Origin of the sequence: Limnobacter thiooxidans (assembly GCF_036323495.1) — a bacterium.
In the GTDB taxonomy this organism is placed as follows: Bacteria; Pseudomonadota; Gammaproteobacteria; order Burkholderiales; family Burkholderiaceae_B; genus Limnobacter; species Limnobacter thiooxidans.
In genome coordinates this window covers 614,236-639,493 of the sequence record NZ_AP028947.1, presented here as the reverse complement: position 1 = coordinate 639,493, position 25,258 = coordinate 614,236, and the positions used below count along the sequence as shown (strand labels likewise).

15 protein-coding genes are annotated in these 25,258 nt (G+C 51.6%); 2 read left to right on the top strand and 13 right to left on the bottom strand.

Going from position 1 to position 25,258, the window contains the following annotated elements; all coding sequences use genetic code 11:
• Positions 1-3: 3 nt before the first annotated feature.
• Both RGQ30_RS02880 and pdxH read right to left on the bottom strand, forming a co-directional pair.
• Complete coding sequence (locus tag RGQ30_RS02880) at positions 4-603, bottom strand: M48 family metalloprotease (protein ID WP_130558416.1); 600 nt, start codon at positions 601-603, stop codon at positions 4-6.
• A gap of 62 nt (positions 604-665) precedes the next feature.
• Positions 666-1,301: a pyridoxamine 5'-phosphate oxidase gene (gene pdxH, locus RGQ30_RS02875; protein WP_130558417.1), complete on the bottom strand. Its 636-nt coding sequence runs from the start codon at positions 1,299-1,301 to the stop codon at positions 666-668.
• Positions 1,302-1,368: 67 nt separating this feature from the next.
• Between pdxH and xerD the strand changes: the two genes are divergently transcribed.
• Both xerD and plsY read left to right on the top strand, forming a co-directional pair.
• A complete protein-coding gene (xerD, locus tag RGQ30_RS02870) occupies positions 1,369-2,262 on the top strand; it encodes a site-specific tyrosine recombinase XerD (protein WP_130558418.1) in 894 nt (297 codons plus the stop codon).
• Positions 2,263-2,290: 28 nt separating this feature from the next.
• Positions 2,291-2,899 (top strand): glycerol-3-phosphate 1-O-acyltransferase PlsY, encoded by a 609-nt coding sequence (gene plsY, locus RGQ30_RS02865; RefSeq protein WP_130558419.1) that lies wholly within the window; start codon positions 2,291-2,293, stop codon positions 2,897-2,899.
• 62 nt (positions 2,900-2,961) lie between these two features.
• On the opposite strand, the gene RGQ30_RS02860 is transcribed toward plsY, so the two are convergent.
• The 11 genes from RGQ30_RS02860 to tldD form a co-directional block, all read right to left on the bottom strand.
• Positions 2,962-7,740: a hypothetical protein gene (locus tag RGQ30_RS02860; RefSeq protein WP_130558420.1), complete on the bottom strand. Its 4,779-nt coding sequence runs from the start codon at positions 7,738-7,740 to the stop codon at positions 2,962-2,964.
• Between the two features lie 24 nt (positions 7,741-7,764).
• A complete protein-coding gene (locus RGQ30_RS02855; protein WP_130558421.1) occupies positions 7,765-8,529 on the bottom strand; it encodes a hypothetical protein in 765 nt (254 codons plus the stop codon).
• Between the two features lie 422 nt (positions 8,530-8,951).
• Positions 8,952-12,146, bottom strand: coding sequence for a hypothetical protein (locus RGQ30_RS02850; protein ID WP_130558422.1), 3,195 nt, complete (start codon positions 12,144-12,146; stop codon positions 8,952-8,954).
• Between the two features lie 137 nt (positions 12,147-12,283).
• A complete protein-coding gene (uvrA, locus tag RGQ30_RS02845) occupies positions 12,284-17,971 on the bottom strand; it encodes an excinuclease ABC subunit UvrA (protein ID WP_130558423.1) in 5,688 nt (1,895 codons plus the stop codon).
• A gap of 94 nt (positions 17,972-18,065) precedes the next feature.
• Positions 18,066-18,623 carry a hypothetical protein gene (locus tag RGQ30_RS02840; RefSeq protein WP_130558424.1) on the bottom strand — a complete coding sequence of 186 codons (558 nt, stop codon included), beginning with the start codon at positions 18,621-18,623 and terminating at the stop codon, positions 18,066-18,068.
• A gap of 79 nt (positions 18,624-18,702) precedes the next feature.
• Positions 18,703-19,236: a hypothetical protein gene (locus RGQ30_RS02835; RefSeq protein WP_130558425.1), complete on the bottom strand. Its 534-nt coding sequence runs from the start codon at positions 19,234-19,236 to the stop codon at positions 18,703-18,705.
• Between the two features lie 121 nt (positions 19,237-19,357).
• Complete coding sequence (locus RGQ30_RS02830; RefSeq protein WP_338284698.1) at positions 19,358-19,963, bottom strand: hypothetical protein; 606 nt, start codon at positions 19,961-19,963, stop codon at positions 19,358-19,360.
• Between the two features lie 68 nt (positions 19,964-20,031).
• The gene (locus tag RGQ30_RS02825; protein WP_130558427.1) at positions 20,032-20,601 is read right to left on the bottom strand and encodes a hypothetical protein; all 570 of its coding nucleotides are present in this window, start codon (positions 20,599-20,601) and stop codon (positions 20,032-20,034) included.
• Positions 20,602-20,771: 170 nt separating this feature from the next.
• Positions 20,772-22,223 (bottom strand): leucine-rich repeat domain-containing protein, encoded by a 1,452-nt coding sequence (locus RGQ30_RS02820; protein WP_130558428.1) that lies wholly within the window; start codon positions 22,221-22,223, stop codon positions 20,772-20,774.
• 174 nt (positions 22,224-22,397) lie between these two features.
• Positions 22,398-23,462, bottom strand: a complete 1,065-nt coding sequence (aroG, locus tag RGQ30_RS02815) for a 3-deoxy-7-phosphoheptulonate synthase AroG (protein ID WP_130558429.1) — start codon at positions 23,460-23,462, stop codon at positions 22,398-22,400.
• Between the two features lie 317 nt (positions 23,463-23,779).
• The gene (gene tldD, locus RGQ30_RS02810; protein WP_130558430.1) at positions 23,780-25,249 is read right to left on the bottom strand and encodes a metalloprotease TldD; all 1,470 of its coding nucleotides are present in this window, start codon (positions 25,247-25,249) and stop codon (positions 23,780-23,782) included.
• Between the last annotated feature and the right edge of the window lie 9 nt (positions 25,250-25,258).

Here is a 25,258-nt window from a genome sequence, read left to right as displayed (position 1 = left end):
ACCTTACTTCCTGCAAATAACCTGTTTTCTGCTGTAATAACCGGGGTGTGAGGGAACAACAGGCATCATCATGTCTGCACCGTCGATGCTGCGCAGCACGTCCTCGGTGCAGGCCGACAGGCCCAACTGGGCCAGCCACTTGGTGGCAGCTTCGTCGGCATCCAGCTCAAACTGCCTGTTCATTGCGTGCAACTTTTCCATGGTGGCGGGTTTGCTTTCAATCGCATCAAAAGCCATGTCAGGTGTCGGCATACCGGCGAGTTCCATGGCCTTGATTCCCAGTTTTTTTTGATGTTCCAGGTACACGTGGGCGTATTCGTGCGCAATCACGAACAGCACACCGTCAGCGGTCAATCTGTTCAGGAAATCTGGATCCATGGTCAGCAAAGCACCATCAATCCGATCGGTGATGTAGGCCCTGCTCCAGGTTTTGGTCAACTCAACCTGAATTTTCATGGACGGGACAGCCCGGCCTAATTGCACAATGGCGTCGTCCACGTCGCTGCGGGTGGCAGCCCATGTAGAAGATGTAAAACCAGAGAGCCCCAGAAAAGCACACAAGGCACAAAGACCTGCCAGAATACTGCGACTAAAACCTGACATGAAACTGCTCTCCTGCTGCTTGATTGCCACCTGCTACTTGAACAAGAATAATCGAAACAGGCTTAAGGTGCCAGACGCACCATGTTCCAATGATCACCTTGTTTGGAGTAAGCCAGGCGGTCGTGCAACCTTGAAGAACGCCCCTGCCAGAACTCGAAAAAATCTGGCACCAGGCGGTAACCACCCCAAAATGGCGGACGTGTTTGCGGGTCACCCTGCTGCTCAACCTGCGCCTGCTTCACACGATTTTCAAGCACGCTGCGCGATTCAATCACCTGGCTTTGGGGCGACGCCCATGCCCCCAGGCGGCTTCCGGCTGGGCGAGACAAATAATAGGAATCGGACTCTTCAGCAGTACATTTCTCGACCCTGCCCTCAATTCGAACCTGCCGCTCCAGTTCAGTCCAGTGGAACAACAATGCGGCATGGGGGTTCTGGGCCAGTTCCTGACCCTTGCGGCTTTCGTAATTCGTGAAAAAGGTAATGCCTTTGTCGTCCAGCCCCTTGATCAGCACAATGCGTGCCGAAGGGCGGCCTTGTTCATTCACCGTGGCCAGTGTCATGGCGTTGGGCTCGGGTAGGTCCGCATTCAAAGCCTGGTCAAACCACAGCTTGAAAAATTCGAATGGATTGGCGAGCGCGTCGGCCTCGTCCAAAGTGGCCTGAGTGTAATCTTTGCGAAGATCGGCGATTGACATGTGAGCTGACTCCTTGGTGCTGCTAAAGGTATGATGAGCCTTATTTTCACACGCGGCCAGCCCCCTGATGACCAGCAATGCCGATCTGATCGATGAATTCTCTACCAACCTTTGGCTGGAAGAAGGCCTGGCGCAGGCCACACTGCAAGCCTACCGCAGCGACCTTGAACAATTGGCGGAATGGCTGGAAAAGAAAGTGGGTGAAAGCCTGCTGAACGCCAACAGCGAACAACTGAAAAACCACGTGCACGACTTGGTTGAACTCAAGCCCAGCAGCCTGAACCGGAAAATCAGCAGCACCAAACGCTTTTACCTGTGGCTGAACACCAGCCACAAACGTGAAGACAACCCGGCGCAGCAACTTCACAGCGCCAAGCAAGGCCTGCGAATACCCAAGGTGTTGAGCGAACAACAAATGCTGGACCTGCTGGCCGCCCCCGATGTCAGCAACGCGGCCGGCCAGCGCGACAAAGCCATGCTGGAATTCATGTACGCCAGCGGCCTGCGGGTCAGCGAACTGGTGAACATGCCACTGCGCGCCATCGACCTGAACGCGGGTGCCGTGAAAGTGCTGGGCAAAGGCAACAAGGAACGGCTGGTACCCATGGGCGAACCCGCCAGGCTGGCCATTCAGCTTTATTTGCAGCAGGCCCGTGGTGAACTGCTGAAGGGAAGAACCAGCGACTTTTTGTTTGTCACCCACTTTGGCACACCGATGACCCGGCAGGGCTTCTGGAAAAACATCAAACGGCTTGCACTGGTGGCTGGCATTCACAGCCCCATCAGCCCGCATGTGTTGCGCCATGCCTTTGCCACCCACCTGGTCAACCACGGCGCTGATTTGCGGGTCGTTCAGCTTCTACTGGGCCATGCGGACATTGGCACCACGCAAATTTACACCCATGTGGCCAAAGAACACTTGCAAAAGCTGCTGAACAGCGGCCACCCCATGGCAAAATAAGCCCATTCACAAAAACAAGGAGACAGCTGTGCTCAATTTCATCGCGGCCCTGGTCGTGGCTTACCTGATTGGTTCAGTTTCATTTGCAGTAGTGGTGTCCAGGTTCTCCGGCCTTGCCGACCCCCGCACCTATGGATCCAAAAACCCGGGTGCCACCAATGTACTGCGCAGCGGCAACAAGAAAGCAGCTATTCTGACACTGCTGGGCGATGCCCTGAAAGGCACACTGGCCGTTGCACTAGCCTTTCATTTTCAAGACCAGTTGGGTTTGACACGCAGCGACATTGCCTGGGTGGGCCTGGCTGCATTTATAGGCCACCTTTACCCGGTATTTTTCAAGTTTGAAGGTGGCAAAGGCGTGGCCACCGCACTGGGCGTGCTGATCGGCCTGAATTGGGCCCTGGGCTTGGCCACAGCGGTTACTTGGGTGGTTATAGCCTACTTCTTCCGCTATTCATCGCTTGCCGCGTTGATCGCAAGCCTGTTTGCCGTGTTCTACAACGTATTACTGTTTGGCATTAACGGCCAAGCCGTAGCCGTGGCCATTATGTCGGCTTTGCTGATTTACCGGCACAAACAGAATATTGCCAACCTGATCGCCGGGAAGGAAAGCAAGATTGGGCAGAAAAGCAAATAAGCTTCATTTGTATATTCTCTTCAATTAACTCAATTCTGGGGTTTAAGTGACACAGCAGACCTTCAGCCCCCTTTTTTGTACACTCTGATTGAATCAGGATCAAGAGATCCGTTAGTGCTAAACAAAGCCGGCAACTCTGTATCTAAAACTTTCATGAAATTTTCTACTACTTGTTTTTTATCAGATTCAAACTGAGCAAGTGGTGACAACGCTATTTCAGTTTCTAGCTTTAAATCTTTTCCTGCCAAAAGGATGATTTCTTTTTTCAAGGAATTATTATTCTTAATACTCAATCTTAAATTTTTGCAAATTCCCTGTATCCAAAAAAGGCCACTAGATTTTGATTTTCCTTGAGTCTCAATAATTTCATTGACAAGTAAATCTTTTACCTCATCTTTAAACTCGGAAGAATATTCCTTAGGAGTTTTATCAAAAATAGGCGAAAGCATTTTTTTCATTTTATTTAAATACACTTTTTCTTTATGTGATTCTTTGATCTCCGCCACCATAGTTTTGAACCATTCATTCAAGTTGGCTTTGCCTTTCTCAAGAATAATTTTCTTTTTTTGTAAATCTTTTTTTATCGTTAAAACAGGTAACCCACTAAAATCACCCCAAGCTTTTATAAATTCCTCATCCTGGAAAAGAAAACTTACAAACTCTGTCATAAGTCTTCCTGGTTTACCGGTACTGGTGGGCATACGTTGCACTAATAATTTGTCCAAGCTAGCGTGGACAGACACCCTTACAGGCGCGATAAGCGCAGAGTCAGCTGACTCATAGTCTTCAAAAAATCTATCTATCTCACTGTGAATTTCTGAGGCATCAAGCCAATCGTTTTCTTTAAATTCATCCCAAAGATCTAATGTACTATTGAAGACTGGGAGAGGTTTCTCCGCATCAGGTACATCTTTTGCATTTAAACTCTTATCTTCATTAGTTTTGATAATTGGACTTTTATTGCTTGCAATGTCAAATTGCTTAACAATATTACCAACAATATCATCAATAACCTCACGCACTAAAAGCTCATTAATTTTTGGACTTTTTTTAGCAGAATCAGATTTAGAGTCAGTAAAAGTGGTGTTTTTTATTTCGAATTTTCCTGAAAGATCACTGATATTTTTTTTTTCAGACTCAGCACCACCCAATTCATTTGTCAATAAAGAAACAGCAGAAATATCCTGGGATTTTTTGTCATGCCTCAACTTCAGATCATTTAAACTTTCAACATCGGATCCTATAAACTCATTCCCTCCGTTAGTTACAAAGCTCTTTTCATCCACTTCTCTTGCTGTGCGCTCTACTTGCTCTTTCCGAGGGGCGATATCATCCTGCTCTAGAGCTTCCTCTCCTGTTAATTCTGGGTTCTTTATTTCCAATCGATCAAAAGTTGGATCTTTTTCATCGCCCATTTCAGACTCGTCGTCAGCGAGTTGTGTAATCCCTTCCATTTCGATTGACACATGTCCATCAGGATCCACATCCAAATCATGAGTTTCTTCAGCATCTCCAAGGTGAGGATCAGGTCTATTCGAATCAACTCGCTCACCTTCCGGCGCCGTAGAAGGTGTAGGTAGTTGGGCTGATGATGAACGTTCACCCGTGATTTCAGGGTTTAGCGGAGATAAGGGCTGGCGAGTCTCTTCGACCCCATTCACACCGATTGTTGATTTCTCTTCTTCAGTAGACCTTGGGGTATCAGAAACTGCGCCATTCGCTACATACCCCTCGTCAGGATCAACTTGGCTGCTCTGTGATTCTGGTGCTGTAAAACCGAATGGAGTTTGATCTTCGTCCTTAGAAACGTGTTGCCTCACAGATCCGACGAAAGCGTTATTTTTACCCTGCAGGCCATGTGCCTTCTCTAGCCCCTCATCTGCTGCTTCATGATGGACGCTGTACGCTTCAACTTCAACTTCAACCCTCACCTCATCAAGAGGTGAGGGGTTAAGCTTTGGGGGAGCTGGTTCCTCCTTATTTTTCTTAGATTCAGAATTATCTGGACCAAAGGATGGCCAAAACGAATGGGTAGAAACTGGTGCCGGGCTTCCAAACTGAAAAAACGTTCCCAGACGCACACCCGGTGCCGAAAACATTGCTGGTGATGCGTGACCTCTGAGCAATGGTGCTGAATTCCTATCCAGCTGGGGCCTTTCTGCGGCAGACAAAAACTCCTCCGATCTGGCTGTCGGGATAGGGGTGGATAAACGGCGTTGATGGGAGCGGCCTCCCTCCTCGGTGTTTTGATCACCATTTTGACGGTATGCATGCTCCATCATTAGGCTCAGCAAATTACCCATCATTTGATGTTGATGTGCAAGAAGAGGGGCATTGAGATCCCGGTTAAGTTCGGCAATACAATCGATCACCTGCGAACCCAAAGTGCCATGGCTCCACGTCCCATCCGGCTTTTTTTTGCCTTCGCCTCCGAGCAAATTAGAGGCAAAATCGTTGGCGCTCAAAGGAAGATTGCCATCTACTTGCGCTAAATTCCGGTACAAACCGTCAACATCTTCGCTCGACATCTTCTTGCGAAACGTTTCAGCGCCCACAGCCGAGACAACCAATTGACCCATTTTGATCAAACTTTCGCGGCTAAGGTTTCTCTGGTTGAAACCGATTTGCTCAAGCAAGGGAAAATCGACTTGTGCACGGTCTGCATGTTTGCTGAGTAAAGCGCCTGAAATCGCTTCAGGCTTCACGAATTTCCACAAGGATTGCCGGTAAGTCATGTAGTTGACAAAGGCTCTGTCCCACTTTTTGGGTATATTGCCGCCTTCTGTCCCGCGCTTAACCAGCCCAGAAAAACGCTTTTTACTCGTATCTTCGGCCCGTTTAAACGCTTTTTCCTCCAGAGATAACGGGGAGACTTTACTTAGCAACCCATTGGTCACCAAGCCGTCGGCGCCATTGTCAGACAATCTCAACTTCTTTGAAGACGAATGAACTGACCTGTATGCAACCCTGTCATAACGGCGAAGATCAACCCCACAATTTGCCAATTGCCCCTTGAAAAAACCTTGAAGATAATTGGCTACATGACCGGTTTCCTTCCCCGAAGCCACGGCTGTGACCACGCTTTTCATTTCCACATCGACCAAGCGTTGCTTTTTTGGGTCATTGAGTTTGTATGCCAATTTCTCACGAGCCCCTTCAGGCTTACTCACCACCACTGCGTCAGCCACTCTTTTGGTCGCGGAATCGGCGTGAATCAATGAAACCTTTGACGAATTAATTCTAGCCTCAAGTTCTTCCATGGGCCCAGACAGAGTTTGCGATATAAAATGCACACGGAACCGCTCCCCACTTTGCGACATCAAGGGCATGTTTGCATTGGTTTCGGGCAGCGCCACCTGCTGACTCTTTTTTACCTCTTCTCTGGCTAGAACCGGCGGTGGATTAAAAACGATCACGTCGACTTTCCCGAGTACGTCAACTGGCAGAAACCCACCTTTTTCAGATAGAACTTGCTTGGACGTCAAAGTCTTGACCAGATCGTTGACCTTTTCCGGTGAAATATGGCTGGGTTGGGTGCTTTTACCATGTTTCAAACACAGGATAAATTGGGCGAGAAACTGGTTTTGCAAACCTGGCTTACTCTCATCTTCAGACCCTATAACTGTAGAGCGAACAAGGTAACGGAGACTTTGCACGACAGCATCTTGAATTTTAACCTCGCTAAATTTGTCACCGAACTTGGAAACCAAATCACTGTAGCTTTTCAAAAATGCCTGCTTAAGCTTCGAATTCGGCACCACCGCGGGATTAAAAAACAGCCTGGCGGCGAGGGCATCAACCGTATCGCGTGAATTTGCATTGCCCTTAAGATCCGCAACATGATCAAATAGCAATCGAGTTAATCCAATGGCCTCTGCATTCGTACTGAGGTTCGAACTAAGACCCTCTTCCCAACCAAATGCTTCATTCACGAAGTCGCAAAGTTCTTCTGCCTTAACCTGCTCGGCAATCGGAACCGTTTTACGCTCATTAAGATCTGGCCACCTTTCATGTACCATTTTCGGGATTTCATGCAGCAAATTCGTGCAAATTGCAATTTCAGAATTGCGGTTACACTTGGAGGTGACTGGCGGATTTTCTAAGATGTACCACTTTAAGAAAAGACCGGATTGATCTTGTAGGCTTGCACTTCTGATGGGGGAACGAGCAAGCAGACTAACTGCATCAGCAGCAAGCCCCTCCTTGTCAATTCCTGCATGATCCAGTATGTCCCTCACATTTTGTGGTGATAAAGCAGGAAAAGCAGTGAAACTTCCACTGTTCGATGAAGCTGCACGTAGTTGGTGGAGAAGGCTATCTACCTGCTTGCCATCAAGCTGAGAAATCGCATTTCTTATGGCACTTTGCGTCATCACGCCCGCAGACGAATTAAGAAACGCCATGTACGCTTCGCAGCGCGCTTTCGGAGAAACCGGTGGACTTGCCTTGGATCCTGTGGGCGAATTCATTTCGTCGACCTGATCTGCCAATTTCTCTTTCCCTTTTGCACCGAATTCTGGTGCGACCTTGTCACCGGATTCTGATTCACTGTCAGATAAATAGTGCTGACTTGCTATCGGTGAAAAATAAAACTCAAGTACAGCATCACTTAAATGATCCAACGCGGGTTTATTGTCGCAAACCAGATTCAGCTGCCGATATACTTTTTGAATCGCAATACTGTACTCTTTTATATAATGCTCAGGAATTTCAGTGGCGTTCAATAAAAGTCGAGCAAGATCACCCGCCAATTCTTTGATGGGAAAAGCATCAACCTTCTGAGCGTCTTTTACAAGCTGCGAAGCTTGTAGTTTGAGTTGATCAACAGTAGGCGTCGTCATTGTTTTATCCCCTGACTCAATGTGTTAACTGCGAGTTATCTTGTTGCTGTTTATCCTATCGAGAATCTTTTGAACCTCTGGATCCTTGTCAATTAATCTGACTTTTTGCTGCCCATTCCCTCCAGCCATCCAACCATCAAGACTGAGATTAATCGGCCCATTCACATCCTCACCCAAGGACTCTTCAGTCACTAGTGGAAATTTTTTATCGTCGATAACCGTGTCGCCAGGCCCCCTTTGAACGGGACGGGGCTGTGGTTTCCTGGAACCGTGTGCCTTGGTATTTGAATTTTCTTCGGCTGAAGAATGCGGTGACGACTTTGATAGTGCAGTTTTGAGGACTTGCCGTTCCTGAATCAATGTGGAGTCAAACGCCGCAGTTAAGTCTATTTTGATCTTTGGAATGCTTTTTATATTGCCTTGCGATATGGACCCAGCCAAATTAATTAATTGATCGATTCGAGGTAACTCAATACCTTCTAAGATTGAAGAATTCGCTGGGTCATTTAGAACCGCCTTGACGTTGGAAACGACATCATTGAAAAAATCGCGGTCGTCTTTTGAAGAAACACCATGTTTTTTGATGTGGCCATTCAAAACATCACGGAGGGTGGTGGCGATTTCTCCAACAACATTAGTAATCGCGTCTTTCTCCGTTATGCCTGGAGGAAGTTTGTCAGGCAAGATGCGTGTATGCCCTGTGGCCTGATAGGCAGCAATCTTGGATTCGATACTGTCAGATTGCGTACTGCTGGCTTGGCTACCGCTAGATTGAATACTACCACCCATGGCTTTTCACCCCCATTCATGACGCGCACCCAACAAAGTTTGAGCGCAGGCATTTTCTTTGGGTGGGAGCAGGATTAGTTCGGTTCCATCAAATTGGATAACTTACAAAAATACCTCCGTTCTGGGAGGTGTAGTAGAGCGTATGTGTTGTATCTGCCTGCTTTTAGCTCAATTAAACAAGCCGGAACTGGTTCCGGCCCTCCGGGCTTGAACGTGCATTGGCTGCAATCGATCCAGATTAGTTTGGCGCGGGCCTTTCGTGTGGCACTTGCATGGACATCCGTTCAATTGTGTCGGGATCTGCGTGGGTACTCACTATGGCTGCCACCGCCCCCATCAAGAAGTTCACTTGCATTTGCGTGTTTTCCGGAATGGGTTGCAATGCAATTTCGGGTAACAACAAAGAAACTGGCCCCAAATTTTCAGGCTGGCTGAATTTCCGACTGCCGGTTGCCGCCTTGACCAGCCCTGTTCGTGTTATCCATGGGCACTGAACGTGCTACAAGCTCACCCGCAGTGTTTGCAAAATAGTCCATTAAACTGACCAGATACGCGTGCCTGTTTTTAGTTGTCAAATTCGGTATGTTATCGGCTAGGCCTTGGTCCACTGCGGCATAAAATCCAGCGTCGTTACGCAATACGTCTTTCAACTTGTCCAAAAACGGCACATTGCCCACAATCTTGGCTTTAGCAATTTCTACAAAGGCCTTGTTAACCGCCTTGGTTGCCGCTTCGCATACATTGGCCATCGATTCGTCATCCCGAATGAGAATGTTTTGCGGTTCCTGGCCTCTCAATTGTCCGGTCAGGTTTTGCTGGAAAGTCGCAATCAAGGTGTCCTTGAATGGATCTGCTTGCCTCGACACATCGGCTTTTCGTATGGCAACAGGTGTTTCAAGACGAGCTTGTCGCTTGACCATTAGTGTGAGCAAATTGCCCATCATCTGGTGTTCTTTCAAACTCACCGGCTTTCCGGGTTTTGAATTGAGTCGGGCCATTAAATCTATGACTTGTGAACCCAGGGTACCGTAATTTTTTTCGCCTCCCCGAGTGATACGACCTGGCCCCAGCGCAGCGCGAAACTGATTAACATTCAGGGGCATGGCTTGGTCCTCCTGCATTCCGTCTTGTTGATACAGGCTTCGAATATCAGCATCGGACAAGGGGCTGCGCACCACATCTGCCCGCACGCCTGACATCACGAGCTTGCCCATCTGGACAAGTTGATCGGCATTCAGGTTGTTTTGAGCGAAACCAATTTGATGAAGCAGGTTGAATTGAATCGGCTCGTTGCTGGCAGGCACCACGAAAAGCCGATCACTTGCCAAGGGATGAGGCTTGATTTTGTTCCAAAGCGCTTGCTGACTGGCCATATAAGTTAAAAAAGCCTTATCACTGGCCTTGCTGAATTGCTTTGGGTGATCGGCCAGGGCTGACAAGCGCTTACCACCGCGCCCATCCAGTCGGCTCACTGCCTTTTGTTCCAGGGATTTTTTTGGCCCCATGAATGGCAATGTCCTTGCCATCAAACCCCCGTGGGCCTGGGCCGACAAGCGAAAGCCGCCTGCTGACTGATTGGCCCCCTGCCTGATCGCCTGGTGATACAGGTGCTTGTCAATGCCGCTGTTGTCAAGCTGGGCCAGGAACATGGCATTCAATGACTTGTCACCTTGCGAAAAGGTATGGGGGTTAAGGGCTGCTTTAAGCTGCAGGTTTGCTTCGCTGTTGACACGCGTACGCTCTTTGCCTATGTTGAATTTGACGGCCAAGGCTGGTGGGGCACTGTCCTTTTCGATCACATCCACTTTCACACCGGGAGTGTAATTGGCAGCATGCCGTAACCTTAAAGGGGCCGAAAGTGGTTTGGCAAACCACGAGAAATTCTTTGCCAGTTCAGACAAGCGTGAACCTTCACTGCTGCGGGACCCGATCAAGCGGGCCGGGTTGGCCTTGGGCAACAGCTCTGCCAGCCTGGACTGATTGTTTGGGCTTGACATGTACAACATTTCATCACCCCAGCCATTCGAACTCAGGCTGGAGGCCGACTCCACGTCATCCCGGCTGCTACGGCCACTTTGACTGGATGAAGAACTTACTTCCAGAATGGGATACATGGTACTAGCGTCCAGCCCTTCCTCGTTTTCCTTCAAGCAACGCTTGACGAGCGAAGAAAACTGGTTAGCTGGGTTGACATTGCCGTCATCAATGGGGCCATTGAACTGTTCATTCAGCCAATCCTGAATGTGGTAGGTTATTGCGATATCAATCTGATCGGAATCAAATCCACTGCGACGAAGATCATGGTGCAATGCATTTCGGTCGTATTGAAACGCCTGGTGCAGCCTGGGTATGGATGTTACGGAAGAGCCGTGACCAAGCAATATATTGAAGGAAGCGATGTTTTTTTCTTCTTGTCCCAAGTTTTCCACAGCCCCATGGGTGTTACTCAACAGGCGCCAAAAGGAATACATTTCCGGATTGGTATCAAAAGCCAGCAAATTGGCAGGAACTTGCCCTGGATCGCTTGAAAGAAAGGGATCTGCGGGCCTCGATGCTGAAATGTGTGGCCCCAAGGACTCGGAGGAATCAAACGAGATGGAGTCGAAACTGGCAGACCGGGTAAGACCCTCACTTCCCTCAAAATCTATGTCATGCCTTCTTTCACTGGCCGAGCTTTCGTGCGCTACCGTCATTCCGGCAAAACTGGCTTCACTGTCTAGGTCGTCAAAACCCAAGTCCTCAAAATCTACGCTTGCTTCATCGGGCGTCGAGAACAATCCGACTGACTCCGTGGCCTGACTCGGCCTGCCATTCAAATCCAGAGACACCTGATCGAGAAACTGCTGCTTCAAGGCCTGTTTCTTCTCTGGCGCCCAGTTCACCAGGTTTGCCTTGGTCCACAACCGAACATTTTTTTGAATGGCCTGCTGAATTTGCTGATCAGGGAATTGATAACCATGGGCATGGTACAAATTGGCGCAATCAGCCAGAAAAGGAGTTTGCAAACCGGGGTCTTGAAAATCAGGTCGATTGGTGTCGGACAACAGATCAAAACACAGGGCATCAACATCAACTACCCGCAAGTCTTTTCCTTGCGAATACTCTTGCCAAAGACAGGCGTGAAAAAAAACATCCAACGCATTTCCCGCGGGGGTTTTGCTGGCACCGGCCAGTTCGCGCTCATCCCCTCCAAAAACATCCCACAAAAATTCGTTGGCTGACACGGTGATTAGCTTGTCAACTCCGTACGGTGTCAGAATATATTGGCGGGCTGTTTCCACAGAACCACCGGGAGCGCCGGCATCGCTGTCCTGTGGCGGTAGCAAGTCTTGATTCAATTCAACGTTTGAGATGGGCTGGGGCGAAGTACTTTTCCAGGCCTGGCTTAAACTGGAGGAGATGCTTCTAATTGCATTTTTGAGAAAGGCACCTGCTGCGCTTCGCCCATTGCTGCTTCGGGAGTGTTCGCTTACCTGAACGGAGTGTTCACTTCCCTGAACGGAGTGTTCACTTCCCTGAACGGAGTGTTCACTTTCTTCATCGGATTGACTGTCCTCTTCAACAATTGAATCGAGTTTCTGTTTATTAGGGAACGATTCAATAAAGGCTTTAGGCATGGCGATTCCATCTTCACAAAAACTGTTTTCAAAAGCTGTTTAAAAAAACAGCGACATACTGAGTAACCACCCAGTGTTGTCGGTTCCTGAAAACTTGAATATGTGAAGTGGGTTTAACCTGTTACCAACGCACCTTGTTATTGCCGAGATTGATAAAAATCCGCCATGGCCTGCGTGGTGTACCCCGCTTTTTTGCCCTTGAGCTTGCCAATTTCTTGCGGGCTGCCCTGTGCAACCAACTGGCCACCGCCTGAACCTGCTTCCGGGCCCATGTCGATGACCCAGTCGGCCTGGGCAGTCAGGTCCAGGTCGTGTTCAATCACCACCACGGTGTGGCCTGCGTCCACCAGCCGGTGAAGCACGGCAATCAGCTTTTCCACGTCGTTCATGTGCAGGCCAACCGTGGGTTCATCCAGCACATACAGGGTGGGCGGGCTCATTTGCACACCGGCCTTGTTTTCCCGCACCTTCACCAACTCGGTGACCAGCTTGATGCGTTGGGCCTCACCGCCGCTCAGGGTGGGGCTGGGCTGGCCAATGGTGAGGTAGCCCAGGCCCACGTCATTGAGCAACTGCAAGGCCTGCGCAATGGCCGGGTGGGCGTCAAAAAACGGTGCTGCTTCTGAACAGCTCATGTTCAAAATTTCTGCAGCTGTTTTGTCGCGCCAGGTGACCTGCAGGGTTTCCGGGTTGAAACGTTTTCCACGGCAAGCCTCGCACACCACTTTGACATCGGGCAGGAAGTTCATTTCAATGGTTTGCATGCCTTGGCCATCGCACACAGGGCAGCGGCCCGGCCCTGCGTTGAAGCTGAAGCGGTTGGCTGCAAAGCCGCGCATGCGGGCCTCAATGGTGTCGGCCAGCACGTTGCGAATTCGGTTCCAAAAGCCGATGTAGGTGGCCGGGCAACTGCGCGGTGTTTTGCCAATCGGGGTTTGGTCCACTTCAAGAACACGGGCAACCCGTTCTGCGTTTTCAATGTTGTCGCAGGCAAACCAGTTATGTGTAGGTTTGCCTTTTTTGTTTTGATTGGCCACGTACTGCCGCATATTGGCCAGCAGAATGTCGCGGGCAAGCGTTGATTTTCCACTGCCTGAAACACCGGTGATTGCAACAAGGCGGCCCAGGGGAATGTCCACATCAAGCCCGGTAATGTTGTGCAGCTTTGCGCCCTTGATACGCAAGCGCGGTGTGTCTTTTTCAACCGGGCGTTTGGGTTGCAACAAGTGCGGAATGGGCTGCTTCAAATAACGGCCCGTCAGCGAATTCTTGTCTGCTTTCACTTCAGCCACGGTGCCCTGGGAAATGATTTCACCCCCCAGTTTGCCGGCACCTGGGCCAATGTCTACAAGGCGGTCGGCACGGTTCATGGTGTCAATGTCGTGCTCCACAATCACCAATGTGTTGCCCTTGGCGCGCAGTTCCTCCAGTGCATCCAGAAGCCTGTGGTTGTCGCGGGTGTGCAGGCCAATGGTGGGCTCGTCCAGCACATAGCACACGCCACGCAGGTTGGTGCCCAGTTGCGAGGCCAAACGAATGCGCTGCGCTTCACCACCACTCAAGGTGGGCGCGCTGCGGTTCAGGTGCAAGTAATCAAGACCCACTTGTTTCAGAAATTTCAGACGCCCGGCCATTTCAATTCGAATGTCTTTGGCAATGGCGGTTTCGCGTTCATCCAGTTCAAGCTGGTCTACCCACTGCAAGGCGTCGCTGACCGTTTGGTCGGCCAGTTGGGCAATGTTGCTGTTCTTGAACTTCACAGCCAGTGCGGTTGGGTTCAGGCGCTGGCCGTTGCAAGCAGCGCACGCCAGGCTTTCACGCAGTGCGTTGCCCAGGTAAGTGCCGTCATCGTTCTCGGCCACATCTTCAGCGCTTTTGTCCTGCTCGGAAAGCCACTTGCCTTCTTCGCCGGTGGTTTCTGCATCAAAGCCTTCCACTTCTTCGCCCACGCCAAAGCAGCTTGCGCACCAGCCATGCTTGCTGTTGTAGCTGAACAGGCGCGGGTCGAGCTCGGGGAAGCTGCGTGCGCAACTGGGGCAGGCGCGCTTGGTGGAATAAAAGCGAATGGCAGGTGCTGCACCTTCGTGTTTGCCTTTGCTGCCGGGTGCCTCCACCATCACAGTGCCTTTGCCGTATTCAAGCGCCAGGGCCAGTACTTCGCGCAGTTCTTTCTCGCCCTTGGCTTGAATGCTCAAGGTTTTGACGGGCAGTTCAATGTGGTGTTCCTGGTAGCGGGCCAGCTTGGGCCAGGGGTTGGTGGGCACATACTCACCATCCACGCGCAGGCGGTCATAGCCACGGTCGACAGCCCACTTGGCGATTTCGTTGTAAATGCCTTTGCGGCCCTGTACCAACGGGGCCAGCAACGTGATTTCCTGGCCTTTGTAATGCTGCATGATTTGCGCCAGCATGCTGTCCATGCTTTGGGGTGCAATGGGCACTTCGCAGGTGGGGCAATGCTGGGTACCCAGCTTGACAAACATCAGGCGAAGGAAGTGATACACCTCGGTCACGGTGGCCACGGTACTTTTGCGCCCGCCACGGCTGGTGCGCTGCTCAATGGCCACAGTGGGTGGTATGCCGAATATGGCATCTACATCGGGCTTGGCTGCAGGCTGCACAAACTGGCGTGCGTAGGCGTTCAAACTTTCAAGGTAACGGCGCTGCCCTTCAGAGAACAAAATATCAAATGCCAACGTGGACTTGCCGCTGCCGGAAGGCCCGGTGATCACCGTCATTTTTTCACGCGGAATGGTCAGGCTGACATTTTTCAGGTTGTGTTCACGGGCATGAAGAATTTCAATGCCGTCGGTCAGGCCACGCCGCGTGTGGGCACTGTTCAAGCCATACAGTGCGGCTCCTTCTGCCACCATGTGGTCGCTGCTGTTGCTGGCCTTGTTCAAGTCGGCTGCATGCAGCAAATTGCTTTGCGCTAGGTACTGCTTGATGGCCACACCCGTGTGGCTGTTCTTGGTTTTGGCCAGTTGTTCGGGTGTACCCTGGTCCACCAGTTCGCCGCCGTATTCGCCCGCTTCGGGGCCCAGGTCGATCAGCCAGTCAGCAGCGCAAATGACATCGAGATTGTGCTCCACAATCAGCACACTGTGCCCGGCCTCCTGCAACAGGCGCAGTGAACGCATCAACTTGGCCACATCGTCAAAATGCAAACCAGTGGTGGGTTCATCAAACACGAACAGGTCACCTTTTTTCGCCAGCTTCTGGCCACTTGCTGAGGGTTTCAACTCGGCCAGGAAACCGGCCAGTTTCAGGCGCTGTGCTTCGCCCCCACTGAGCGTGGGCACAGGTTGGCCAAGGCGCAAATAATTCAGGCCAACAAGCGCAAGTGGCTGCAGGGTTTTCAGCAAGGCGGTGTCTTTTTCGAACAGGTCGAGTGCCTGGTCTACAGTCAACTCCAGCACCTGGGCCATGTTGAGCACCTGGCCTTTTCGCTCCAGCGTGACTTCCAAAGCCTCGGGCCGGTAGCGCGTGCCATTGCATTCGCCACAGCGCAAATACACATCGCTGAGAAACTGCATTTCAACATGTTCAAAGCCGTTGCCGCCGCACATGGGGCAGCGGCCGTCGCCACTGTTGAAACTGAAAAAGCCGGGCTTGTAATCGCGCTCCACGGCAATTTTTGTTTTGGAAAACAGCTTGCGCAGTTCATCAAATGCACCCACGTAACTGGCGGGGTTGCTGCGCGTGGTTTTGCCAATCGGGCTTTGATCGACAAAAGCCAGTTGTGTAATGTGTTCAACACCTTCCAATGAATCGAACTCGCCGGGTGCTTCAGTGGGTTCGCCCTTGATCTTCCTAATCGCCGGCACCAGCACGTCTTGCACCAGGGTTGACTTGCCTGAACCTGACACACCGGTGAGCACGACCAGGCGGTTCAGCGGCAGTTTGAAGTCAATATTTTTCAGGTTGTTGGCACGCACACCGGTCAGCACAAGGTGTTCTTTCGCATCGCCCAGTGGCTTGATTCGCTCCACCACTTTCAGCTCGCCTTTCAGGTAGCGCGCGGTGAGTGAACCAGATTGTTCAATGGCAGCAGGTGCACCATCAAACACAATGTGGCCGCCTGCTTCGCCAGGCCCTGGGCCAATGTCGACCAGCCGGTCGGCCTGGTTCATCAACTGTGGGTCGTGCTCAACCACCACCAGGGTGTTGCCCGCTTCTTTCAAACGCTGCATGGCCTGGGCCACGCGGGCAATGTCGCGGGGGTGCAAACCCACCGAGGGTTCATCCAGCACAAACAGGGTGTTAACCAGTGAACTGCCTAAGGCCGTGGTCAGGTTGATGCGCTGCACCTCGCCGCCGCTGAGCGTTCTGCTTTGCCGATCAAGCGTTAAATAACCCAAACCCACTTGAATCAAAAAGCCCAGGCGTGTGCGAATTTCCTGCAGCACCAGATCGCTGGCTTCATCGAGTGCGCCGGGCAGTTGCAGGTTTTTGAACAGCGTGGCAACAGTCAGCAAGGGCAACTGCATGATGTCAAAAATGCTGTAAAGCGCGGTGTCGGCAGGCAGTTTCCAAAGCAGCGAATCGGGCTTCAGGCGCGAGCCATTGCAATCGGGGCAAGGGGTGTAACTGCGGTACTTCGACAGCATGACGCGCACATGCATTTTGTAGGTTTTGCTTTCCAGCCATTCGAAATAGCGGGCCACGCCGTAGAACAAATTGCCTTCCCAGTTGCCATCAAAATTGGCGTCGCCTTCAATCACCCACAGCTTGTGTTCTTCAGGCAAATGCTTGTAGGCAATGTTGGTGGCAATGCCCCGTTTTTTGGCGAAGCGCACCAGGTCTTTCTGGCAGCTTTTGAAGCTTTCCGTGGTCCAGGGTTTGACTGCGCCCTCTTCCAGCGATTTGTTTTCATCGGGAATCACCAGGCCGTAATCAATGCCGATGACGCGGCCAAAACCGCGACAGGTGTCGCAGGCACCCAAGGGGGAATTGAAGCTGAAGTGGCTGGGCAAGGGGCTTGAATAATCCAGGTCGCAAGTGGCGCAGTGCAGCCCTTCGGAATAGCGCCAGGGCTCAGTGGTCTCGGTTGCACTTGCACCTTCTTCGCCACTTTCAGGCAGGGCAAACACATTGACCTTGCCCTTGCCCCGGTGCAGGGCACTGGCCACGGCGTCGCTGAAACGGCTTTCCTCAACAGCGGCAACACGGAAGCGGTCTTGGACCACGTCCAGCAGCTTTTCAACCACGGTGCGGCCTTTCTTGATGGGCGTTTCCCGGTGAATGCGGGTGTAGCCTTGGGCACTCAGAAAGTCTTCAATTTCCTGTGCGGTGAATTTTGCGGGTACACGCACCGGGAATGTAACAACAAGGCGCGGGTCGTTTTGCGCAGCGGCTTTGTGCAGTATCGATTGCTTGATGCTGGCCACCGTGTCTTCACGAACCCACTGCCCGCACTGGCGGCAATGCAAATGGGCAGCGCGGGCGTAAATCAGCTTCAGGTGATCGTTGATTTCAGTCATGGTGCCCACGGTGCTGCGGGAGGTGCGCACCGGGTTGGTCTGGTCAATCGCAATGGCGGGCAATACGCCATCGATGCTGTCTACATCGGGTTTGTCCATGCGGTCCAGGAACTGGCGGGCATAGGGCGAAAACGTTTCCACGTAGCGGCGCTGGCCTTCGGCATACAGTGTGTCGAACACCAGTGAGCTTTTTCCACTGCCTGACACGCCAGTGAACACGGTGATTTCACCGGTCTTGATGTCGATGTCGACGTTTTTGAGGTTGTGCTGGCGGGCGCCCTTGATTCGAATCACATTGCCAAGGTACTGGGAATTCTCGGTTTTCTTTGCTTTGCTGGTCATGGGGCGCCTGGGGTAATGCGGTTGCTACAGGCCTTTGATTGTACTTCGCCCAGTGCAAATTCCCCTTCCAGCAATGCACAAGCACCCCTTGAGTTTACAGCCTGCCCAAGGTTTCAAGGTTATCAAGAATGGCCCTGTCAATGCCACGGACACGCGGCTGATAAAGTCGCCTTGTCTGGTCAATTGTATCCAGTGCGCTGCGTGCCACATGTGCTTGCTGACACCCAAGATTGTGGGCACGCGCCACTGTTTTATTGACCTGCCGGGTATACCAGTTTGCCCGAACGGCCAATGGCACAAGCTGCGATATTTCGTGATGTACGTCGTCCTGATATCGGGTTAGCAACCCCACTTCACTGTCCAGGCTTTGGCATTGTGCCTGAAGCTCTTGCAGGGCATTTCTGGCTACAATAAGCGACGCCAGCAGGTCCTTGGTATCCATGGGCCGCGGGGTGCCGTCAAGCTCTCTTTTCAGGCTGGGTGGCTGTCGGGTTTCCACAAGCTCGATCATTCGGCTCACGTTTCTTGATAGATCGTGCGCGGCGTTCGCAATTGCTGGCACCTGTTGTTCAATGGCAGTTAGCCGGGACTGGTTGATGGTGCGCTGAACTTGCGGCGAAAAAGCAGCGTGCGTTGAATTAACCGGATACATGAAAAGAAACCTCTTGAGCTGATTGGGTGGACAGCTAGGTGGCACAACAGCCCCAGAGGTTCCGGGGACACCTGGATTTCTAACGGTGAAGCTCGGATGTGCGCTCAAGATTTTCAACGGCATGGACCAAACCCAGGGGCGGGCGTTGGAGCAAGGCATTTGCCGCCTGGCTGAGGGCACGTTCAGCGTTGTGCGCAAGTGGCAAGATCTCGGTCGCAAGTTGTTGGGTCAACTCGCCACGTCTGCGGACCTCATTGTCAAAATGTGCAGCCTCCCGGTCAATCAAACCTGCCTTGCTACCAGCCTTCGGATAGGCCTTTGCAAAATGTTTTGAAAAGCATTTCAGCTCAAAAGTGGTGGACTTGCAGTAATCAGAGATAAGCGCGAGGGAAGATTGTGCGCCATGCAGGTTGTCTACCAAATTCATATCAATGGATGCTTTGCGCAAGTCCCCTTCGAGCGACAATGCCAGCTTGACGCAGGCCTTTGTAGTGGCTGCAAGTTCGTTGACTGACTCCTGAAGGTCGTTCATTCGGGCCAACCCCGCAGTCATGTTGGGATTCACTTCACTTGAGGTCGAGGCGCGGTTGCATGAAAAGCACGAGGTCAGCATGGAAATAATCCTTGGAGGCAAAGGCTTGGGTAACACTGATTTCGCTGAGGTTCCTTCAGTTCTGAAACCACCACGGGCCTGGAAGCCAGCTGGTGACTTTTCAACACAATGGGCTTATCGGTTAACGCATCGACTGTGACAAGTTATCCAAATGCTCCACTGAATCAACCAGACTTACGGGGGGCGAAACATCAAGTTCGGGTTCTCTGCAAAACAGCCAATATTCCGCAAAGTGAGCACTGACTACCGTGGCAAGAGGCCTGCATTCAGCCGCCAGATTACTGCCGAATATTCCCGCGCGGCTGATGTCTTGCTGAATGCGTTCATCTCGGGCTGAGCTAATGCTCGTAGTGGCACCCCGATAAGTGTTGTTGAATTTTCGTGTGAAACATTGCAATTCATTTTCACCGTGCATGCACAGCCTGGCCAAGTCGCGAAGTCGTTCGCGAGTTGCACCATGTCCAAAAAAATCGACCTTGTCAAACTGCTGGAGATTGTAGGCGAGTCTTTTTAACGTACCCCGTGGAGCCATCGCGCGTTTGTGATCGCTTTGAAGCTGCGACGCTTGCTTCGTGTGCTCTAACGTTATTTTGGCAAGCAGCTTGACGGCCTCTTGCAGCTCATTCAACTGGTTGACTCCTCTTGAAAAAGCTGTGTTGCCTTCTTCCGTAATGTGAGCTTGGTTGCGAGGGATACATGTACTGAACATGGCAAATAAAGTTTCCATTTGAACGCTGAGCTTGCATGCACCCTGAAGCAATACATAAAAGATCGCCTCAAGGTTGCACACAATCCTTACATGTTGTTAAGCACGCGCCTTGTCGCATCGAGCAATGGCATGCTGTCGACAGGCAATCCAATAATTCCTTTCATTCCCACAACGGTCATTTCATGGTCCTCGATCTTCGGCAGCGCACGCTGAAGCGAATCTCTTTGTTTGACCAATCGCGCATTCGCCTGCCGCTCACAGGTTGCGACCCGTGTTCTTAACGAGAACACTGACTGAAACGTATTCATCGTGTGATCATTGACTTGAATTTGATAGTCATAACCCCGTGCATGTTTATCGAATTTGTTTGCGATTTTCCCTAAAGAGTCTGAACTCTCCTTCAACATCTTGACTACTTTATTGACGTCCAGCTCAGCGTTGTCAAGTGACTCGCAAACAATGACTCTCACACATTCACGCTTCAGGTTCTTGGCTGCTTGCAGCAACTGTTGCGCCACATTTTTCGTTTCTCTACTCAAGGAAGACAGGCTTCTGGAGTCTTCAGACTTTTCCCTCAAGGTTTGCTTGATTGTTTGCGCATGGAAAATTAACTGCGTTGAGTCAACGCTTGGATGCATTGCAATTTGATCAATCATGGCCGTAGTCCCATAACATGAAAGGACTACTACGTATCAACTGCCTAGGGGTGGTTCAAACAATCGGCATTGCGAACTTCGATCTGCAGAAAAGAAAATCCCGCCAGGGTTTTAAAACTGGCGGGATTTCTGCAACCGAACTACGAGGCTGATATTGGAATGTGCTTCGGCTACTTCACCCACTCTATTTTCTCGGCATCAATCAGTTGCTGTAGTTTCATTGTGTTTCTGGGTATCCAAGGGTTAAGGTGGGCTGCATTGGGCATTTTCTTGAGTAGGGCAAACAGCTCGATACCCAGCTTGTAGTCGCCACCGCGGTTTTCGGTGTTGTGAATTTCTTTCAGTTTTTTGAGCAGCTGGCGGTTCTTCAAGCCCACCAGTTTGTTCTTCCAAACCCACAGTTTCTTGTTCAGGTCAACCGTGCCGTCGCTGTGAAGCCGCCCATGCTCCTTAAGATAAGCCGTCACCACTCGCCCAAACTCAGACGCAGAAAGGGGAGTGCCCAGGTCGGACAACGCGCCTTTGAGGGTGACTGCTCGTTCGGCCAAAGTGCTTGCTATGTTGGGCAGTTGGCTCAAGTCCGTGACTTCCGGTTTGCGGCCAATGATACCTCGCACCGCTTGAGTTTCATATTTATTATGGTTGAGTACCTTTCGCCATAAAATGCGCATAGCCTGCGGCTCCAATCGCGTGCTCATGCCATGCAGGCTGAGCTGTTGTTTTGCCTCATTGACGGTTCGGATTGCCGCTTGGTAAAGGGTGATGGCGGCCGAGGCCTGCGCCTCGGCTTTGGCAACCACGGCCTTCATATTGCCTTGCAGGTCTGCAAGCTGCTGCTTCAATTCAGCCAGTCCGACATAGTTACCCGCCATACCGGTGTTCGGGCTTACAACCCGGGGTGGGCTGGAAGCCTTGCCTTGACTGCTGCCACCATTGGGGACCAAGGCATGCAATTGCCCGCCGGGCGTGCTGGCAATTTTTTTCAATTTGATCAGTGTGTCCAGCGTCGGCGGCAGATTTAGCAGGGTTTGCGAGAGCTTAAGCTCATCAGGGCTGATATCGGACACGCTTTGGCTTGCTTGACTGGGTACGGAGTCGAGCAGGGGGAGTTCTTTTAAGTCGCCATGCTGCCTCTGAAACTCTGCCAATGCACTGGGTAAATACTTCAGTGGGGGGTTTTTGCTGATGGAAAACTCTTTAAGCCCCGTAAGCTTGCCGATGTCTTCAGGCAGGGTGGTTAGCGGATTGCAGCCAAGGTTAAGGGTTTTTAGCTTGGTAAGGTTCCCAATGCTTTTAGGCAGTGTGGTCAGTTGGTTAACGTTAAGGTTGAGTGTTTGCAGATTGGTAAGTGCCCCAATATTTTCAGGCAGAGTGCTCAAGAACAGCTCATTCAAATCAAGTCGATCAGCCCCAGTGCGATGGGCTTCCAAAATTCGTTGTTTGGCTTCGTTTCTTCTTTCATATTTCGCCCCCTTCGTGGCCCAAGTGTTCAACTGGTATTCCAGTTGTGCCGGGCTTATTGGCACATGCGCCAATTGTGCGCCTGCCTGCGTACGACGTGTTTCAGCGTGGTCGAATGAAAGGGCTTGGTGTGCGTTGGCGCCTGAACGTTGTGTATGCATCGAGTATCTCCGGAATTGAGGAGAACATAGTGGCGATGCCCAAGAACAAAGTTCCACAAAAAAACGGACCCCGAAAATCAGGTCAATTTATTGGCATTGAATGGCGCTTGCTAGGCGCCATTCAATTTCAAGCTTTTACAACATTTGTAGCGAAGCTTTTACTTCTTGGACCAGTTATGCCACCTGCGCCAACCTGCGCTTGCGCACGCCCTGGGCCAGTGTTTCAAGCACTTGCAGGCTGTCGTCCCAACCTACGCAGCCATCGGTAATGCTTTGGCCGTAGGTCAATGGCTTGCCGGGTTCAAGGTCTTGCCGGCCTTCCACCAAGTGGCTTTCAACCATCACACCCATGATGCGGGCATCGCCTGCGGCCAACTGCTCCGCAATGTTTTCACACACACCCACCTGGTTTTTGGGCACCTTGCTGCTGTTGCCGTGGCTGGCGTCGATCATGATGCGTGCAGCCAAGCCCGCTTTGCCAATGTCGGCCGCTGCCGCTTCTACCGAAGCTGCATCGTAATTCGGGCCTTTGCCGCCACGCAAAATGATGTGGCAGTCTTCATTGCCTGAAGTGCTCACAATGGCGCTGCGACCTTCCTTGGTTACGCTCAAGAAATGGTGCGGGTGTTGCGCTGCCTTGATGGCGTCGACTGCAATTTTCACATTGCCATCGGTTCCGTTTTTGAAACCCACTGGGCAGCTCAAGCCACTGGACAATTCACGGTGAATCTGGCTTTCAGTAGTGCGGGCACCAATGGCGCCCCAGCTGACCAAATCGGCAATGTACTGGGGAGTGATCATGTCCAGAAATTCAGTGCCGGCGGGCAAGCCCAGTGCGTTGATGTTCAACAGCACTTCACGCGCCATGCGCAGGCCTTTGTTGATCTGGAAACTGCCATCCAGATCGGGGTCGTTGATCAAGCCTTTCCAGCCCACTGTGGTGCGGGGCTTTTCGAAATACACACGCATCACGATTTCCAGGTCTTCCGCGTATTTCTCGCGATACACCTTCAGCTTGTTGGCATATTCCATGGCCGCTTTCACGTCGTGAATGGAGCAAGGGCCCATGACCACGATCAGGCGGTCATCGCCACCATGCAAAATCTTGTGCATGGCGTTGCGGCTGCCCGACACAGTTTCAGCAATGGCTGCGGTAATGGGCACTTCTGCGATCAAGGCCGCAGGGGTGGTCAGTTCTTTAATTTCTTTGATTCTCAAGTCGTCTGTTACCGTGTTCATGCCAATTCTCCTGAATGCTGGCGCGCTTTCTGTTCAAAGTGTCGGTTCAAAAAAAAACCGCCAGGAGGTTCAGGCCTGGCGGTTTTGGGATCTGTTCGAACTATGTGTTTTTACGCACAACCCTCTTCCGCCGCTTGCCCAAACCAGGCAAAGAAGCCAAAAAATGCATAAAAAGAGTGCGAAAAGTTCATGTTCATCTTTTTAATGTAATCAATTCAAGGCCGCTGTGCAAGCGCGCAAGTGTGAATATTAGCAAGCCTTCTTGACGTGTGGCTTGCATCCCACTGAAAAATCAGGATATTTGATTACCGTGGTGATTACTGAGTGCCACCCATAACCAAACCGTCGATTCGCAAGGTTGGTTGACCCACGCCCACAGGCACGCTTTGACCTTCCTTGCCACAAGTGCCCACGCCATCGTCCAGCGCCATGTCATTGCCCACCATGCTGATTTTGGTCAGTGATTCGGGGCCATTGCCAATCAGCGTGGCGCCTTTCAATGGGTAGGTGATTTTGCCGTTTTCAATTTTGTAGGCCAGTGAAGCCGAGAACACGAACTTGCCACTGGTGATGTCAACCTGGCCACCGCCGAAATTCACGGCGTACACACCGTCTTTGACACTGGCAATGATTTCTTCCGGCGTTTTGTCGCCGTTCAGCATGTAGGTGTTGGTCATGCGGGGCATGGGCAGGTGGGCGAAACTTTCGCGGCGACCGTTACCCGTTACCGGCATTTTCATCAGGCGTGCGTTGGTGATGTCCTGAATGTAGCCTTTCAAAATACCGTCTTCAATCAGGGTGGTGCACTGGGTTTTGTTGCCTTCGTCGTCAATGTTCAGCGAACCACGGCGGTTGGCCAATGTGCCGTCGTCCACAATGGTGACGCCCTTGGCAGCCACACGCTGGCCAATCATGCCTGAAAATGCGCTGCTGCCCTTGCGGTTGAAGTCGCCTTCCAAACCGTGGCCAATCGCTTCGTGAAGCAGAATGCCGGGCCAGCCGGAACCCAACACCACGGTTTGCGCGCCAGCCGGGGCTGGGCGGGCTTCCAGGTTGATCAGGGCTTGGTCCACTGCCGTGTGGGCATGGTGCATCAGGAATGCATCGGTAAACATCGCAAAATCGTAACGGCCGCCCGCACCGGACGAACCGGTTTCGCGGCGGCCTTTCTGTTCAACCACCACGCTCACGTTGACACGCACCAATGGGCGAACATCGGCGGCCAGAATGCCGTCGCTTCGGGCCACCAGCACCACGTCGTAAGCACCCACGATGTTGGCCATGACCTGCTTCACGCGCTTGTCGCGCTTGCGGGCAAACTGCTCCAGGCGCTTGAGAAGATCCACTTTCTCGGTGGAAGTTAACGTTGGAATGGGGTTCAACGCGCTGTACAAGGCACGGCTTTCTGCATCGGCAAAACCTTTGCCGGTTTTCAAATTGCGGTTGGCTGTTTTGCCCAGGTTGGCAATTTCACGCACCGACTTGGCTGCAGCCAGAATGGGCTTGAATGCAATGTCATCAGAATACGCAAAGGCGGTTTTGTCGCCGCTGACCGCACGCACACCCACGCCTTGCTCAATGTTGTAGCTACCCGATTTCACGATGCCTTCGTCGAGCGACCAGCCTTCCACGCAACCGTACTGAAAGTACAGATCAGCGAAATCCACCTTGTGGGAAAAAATTTCGCCAAAAGCCTTTTGAATATGGCTTTCGTCAATGCCGTAAGGGGTCCAAAGCAGGCTTTGGGCTGTGGCCAGGTTGGAGATGGCGGGGTCTACTACTTTCATGATGAATCC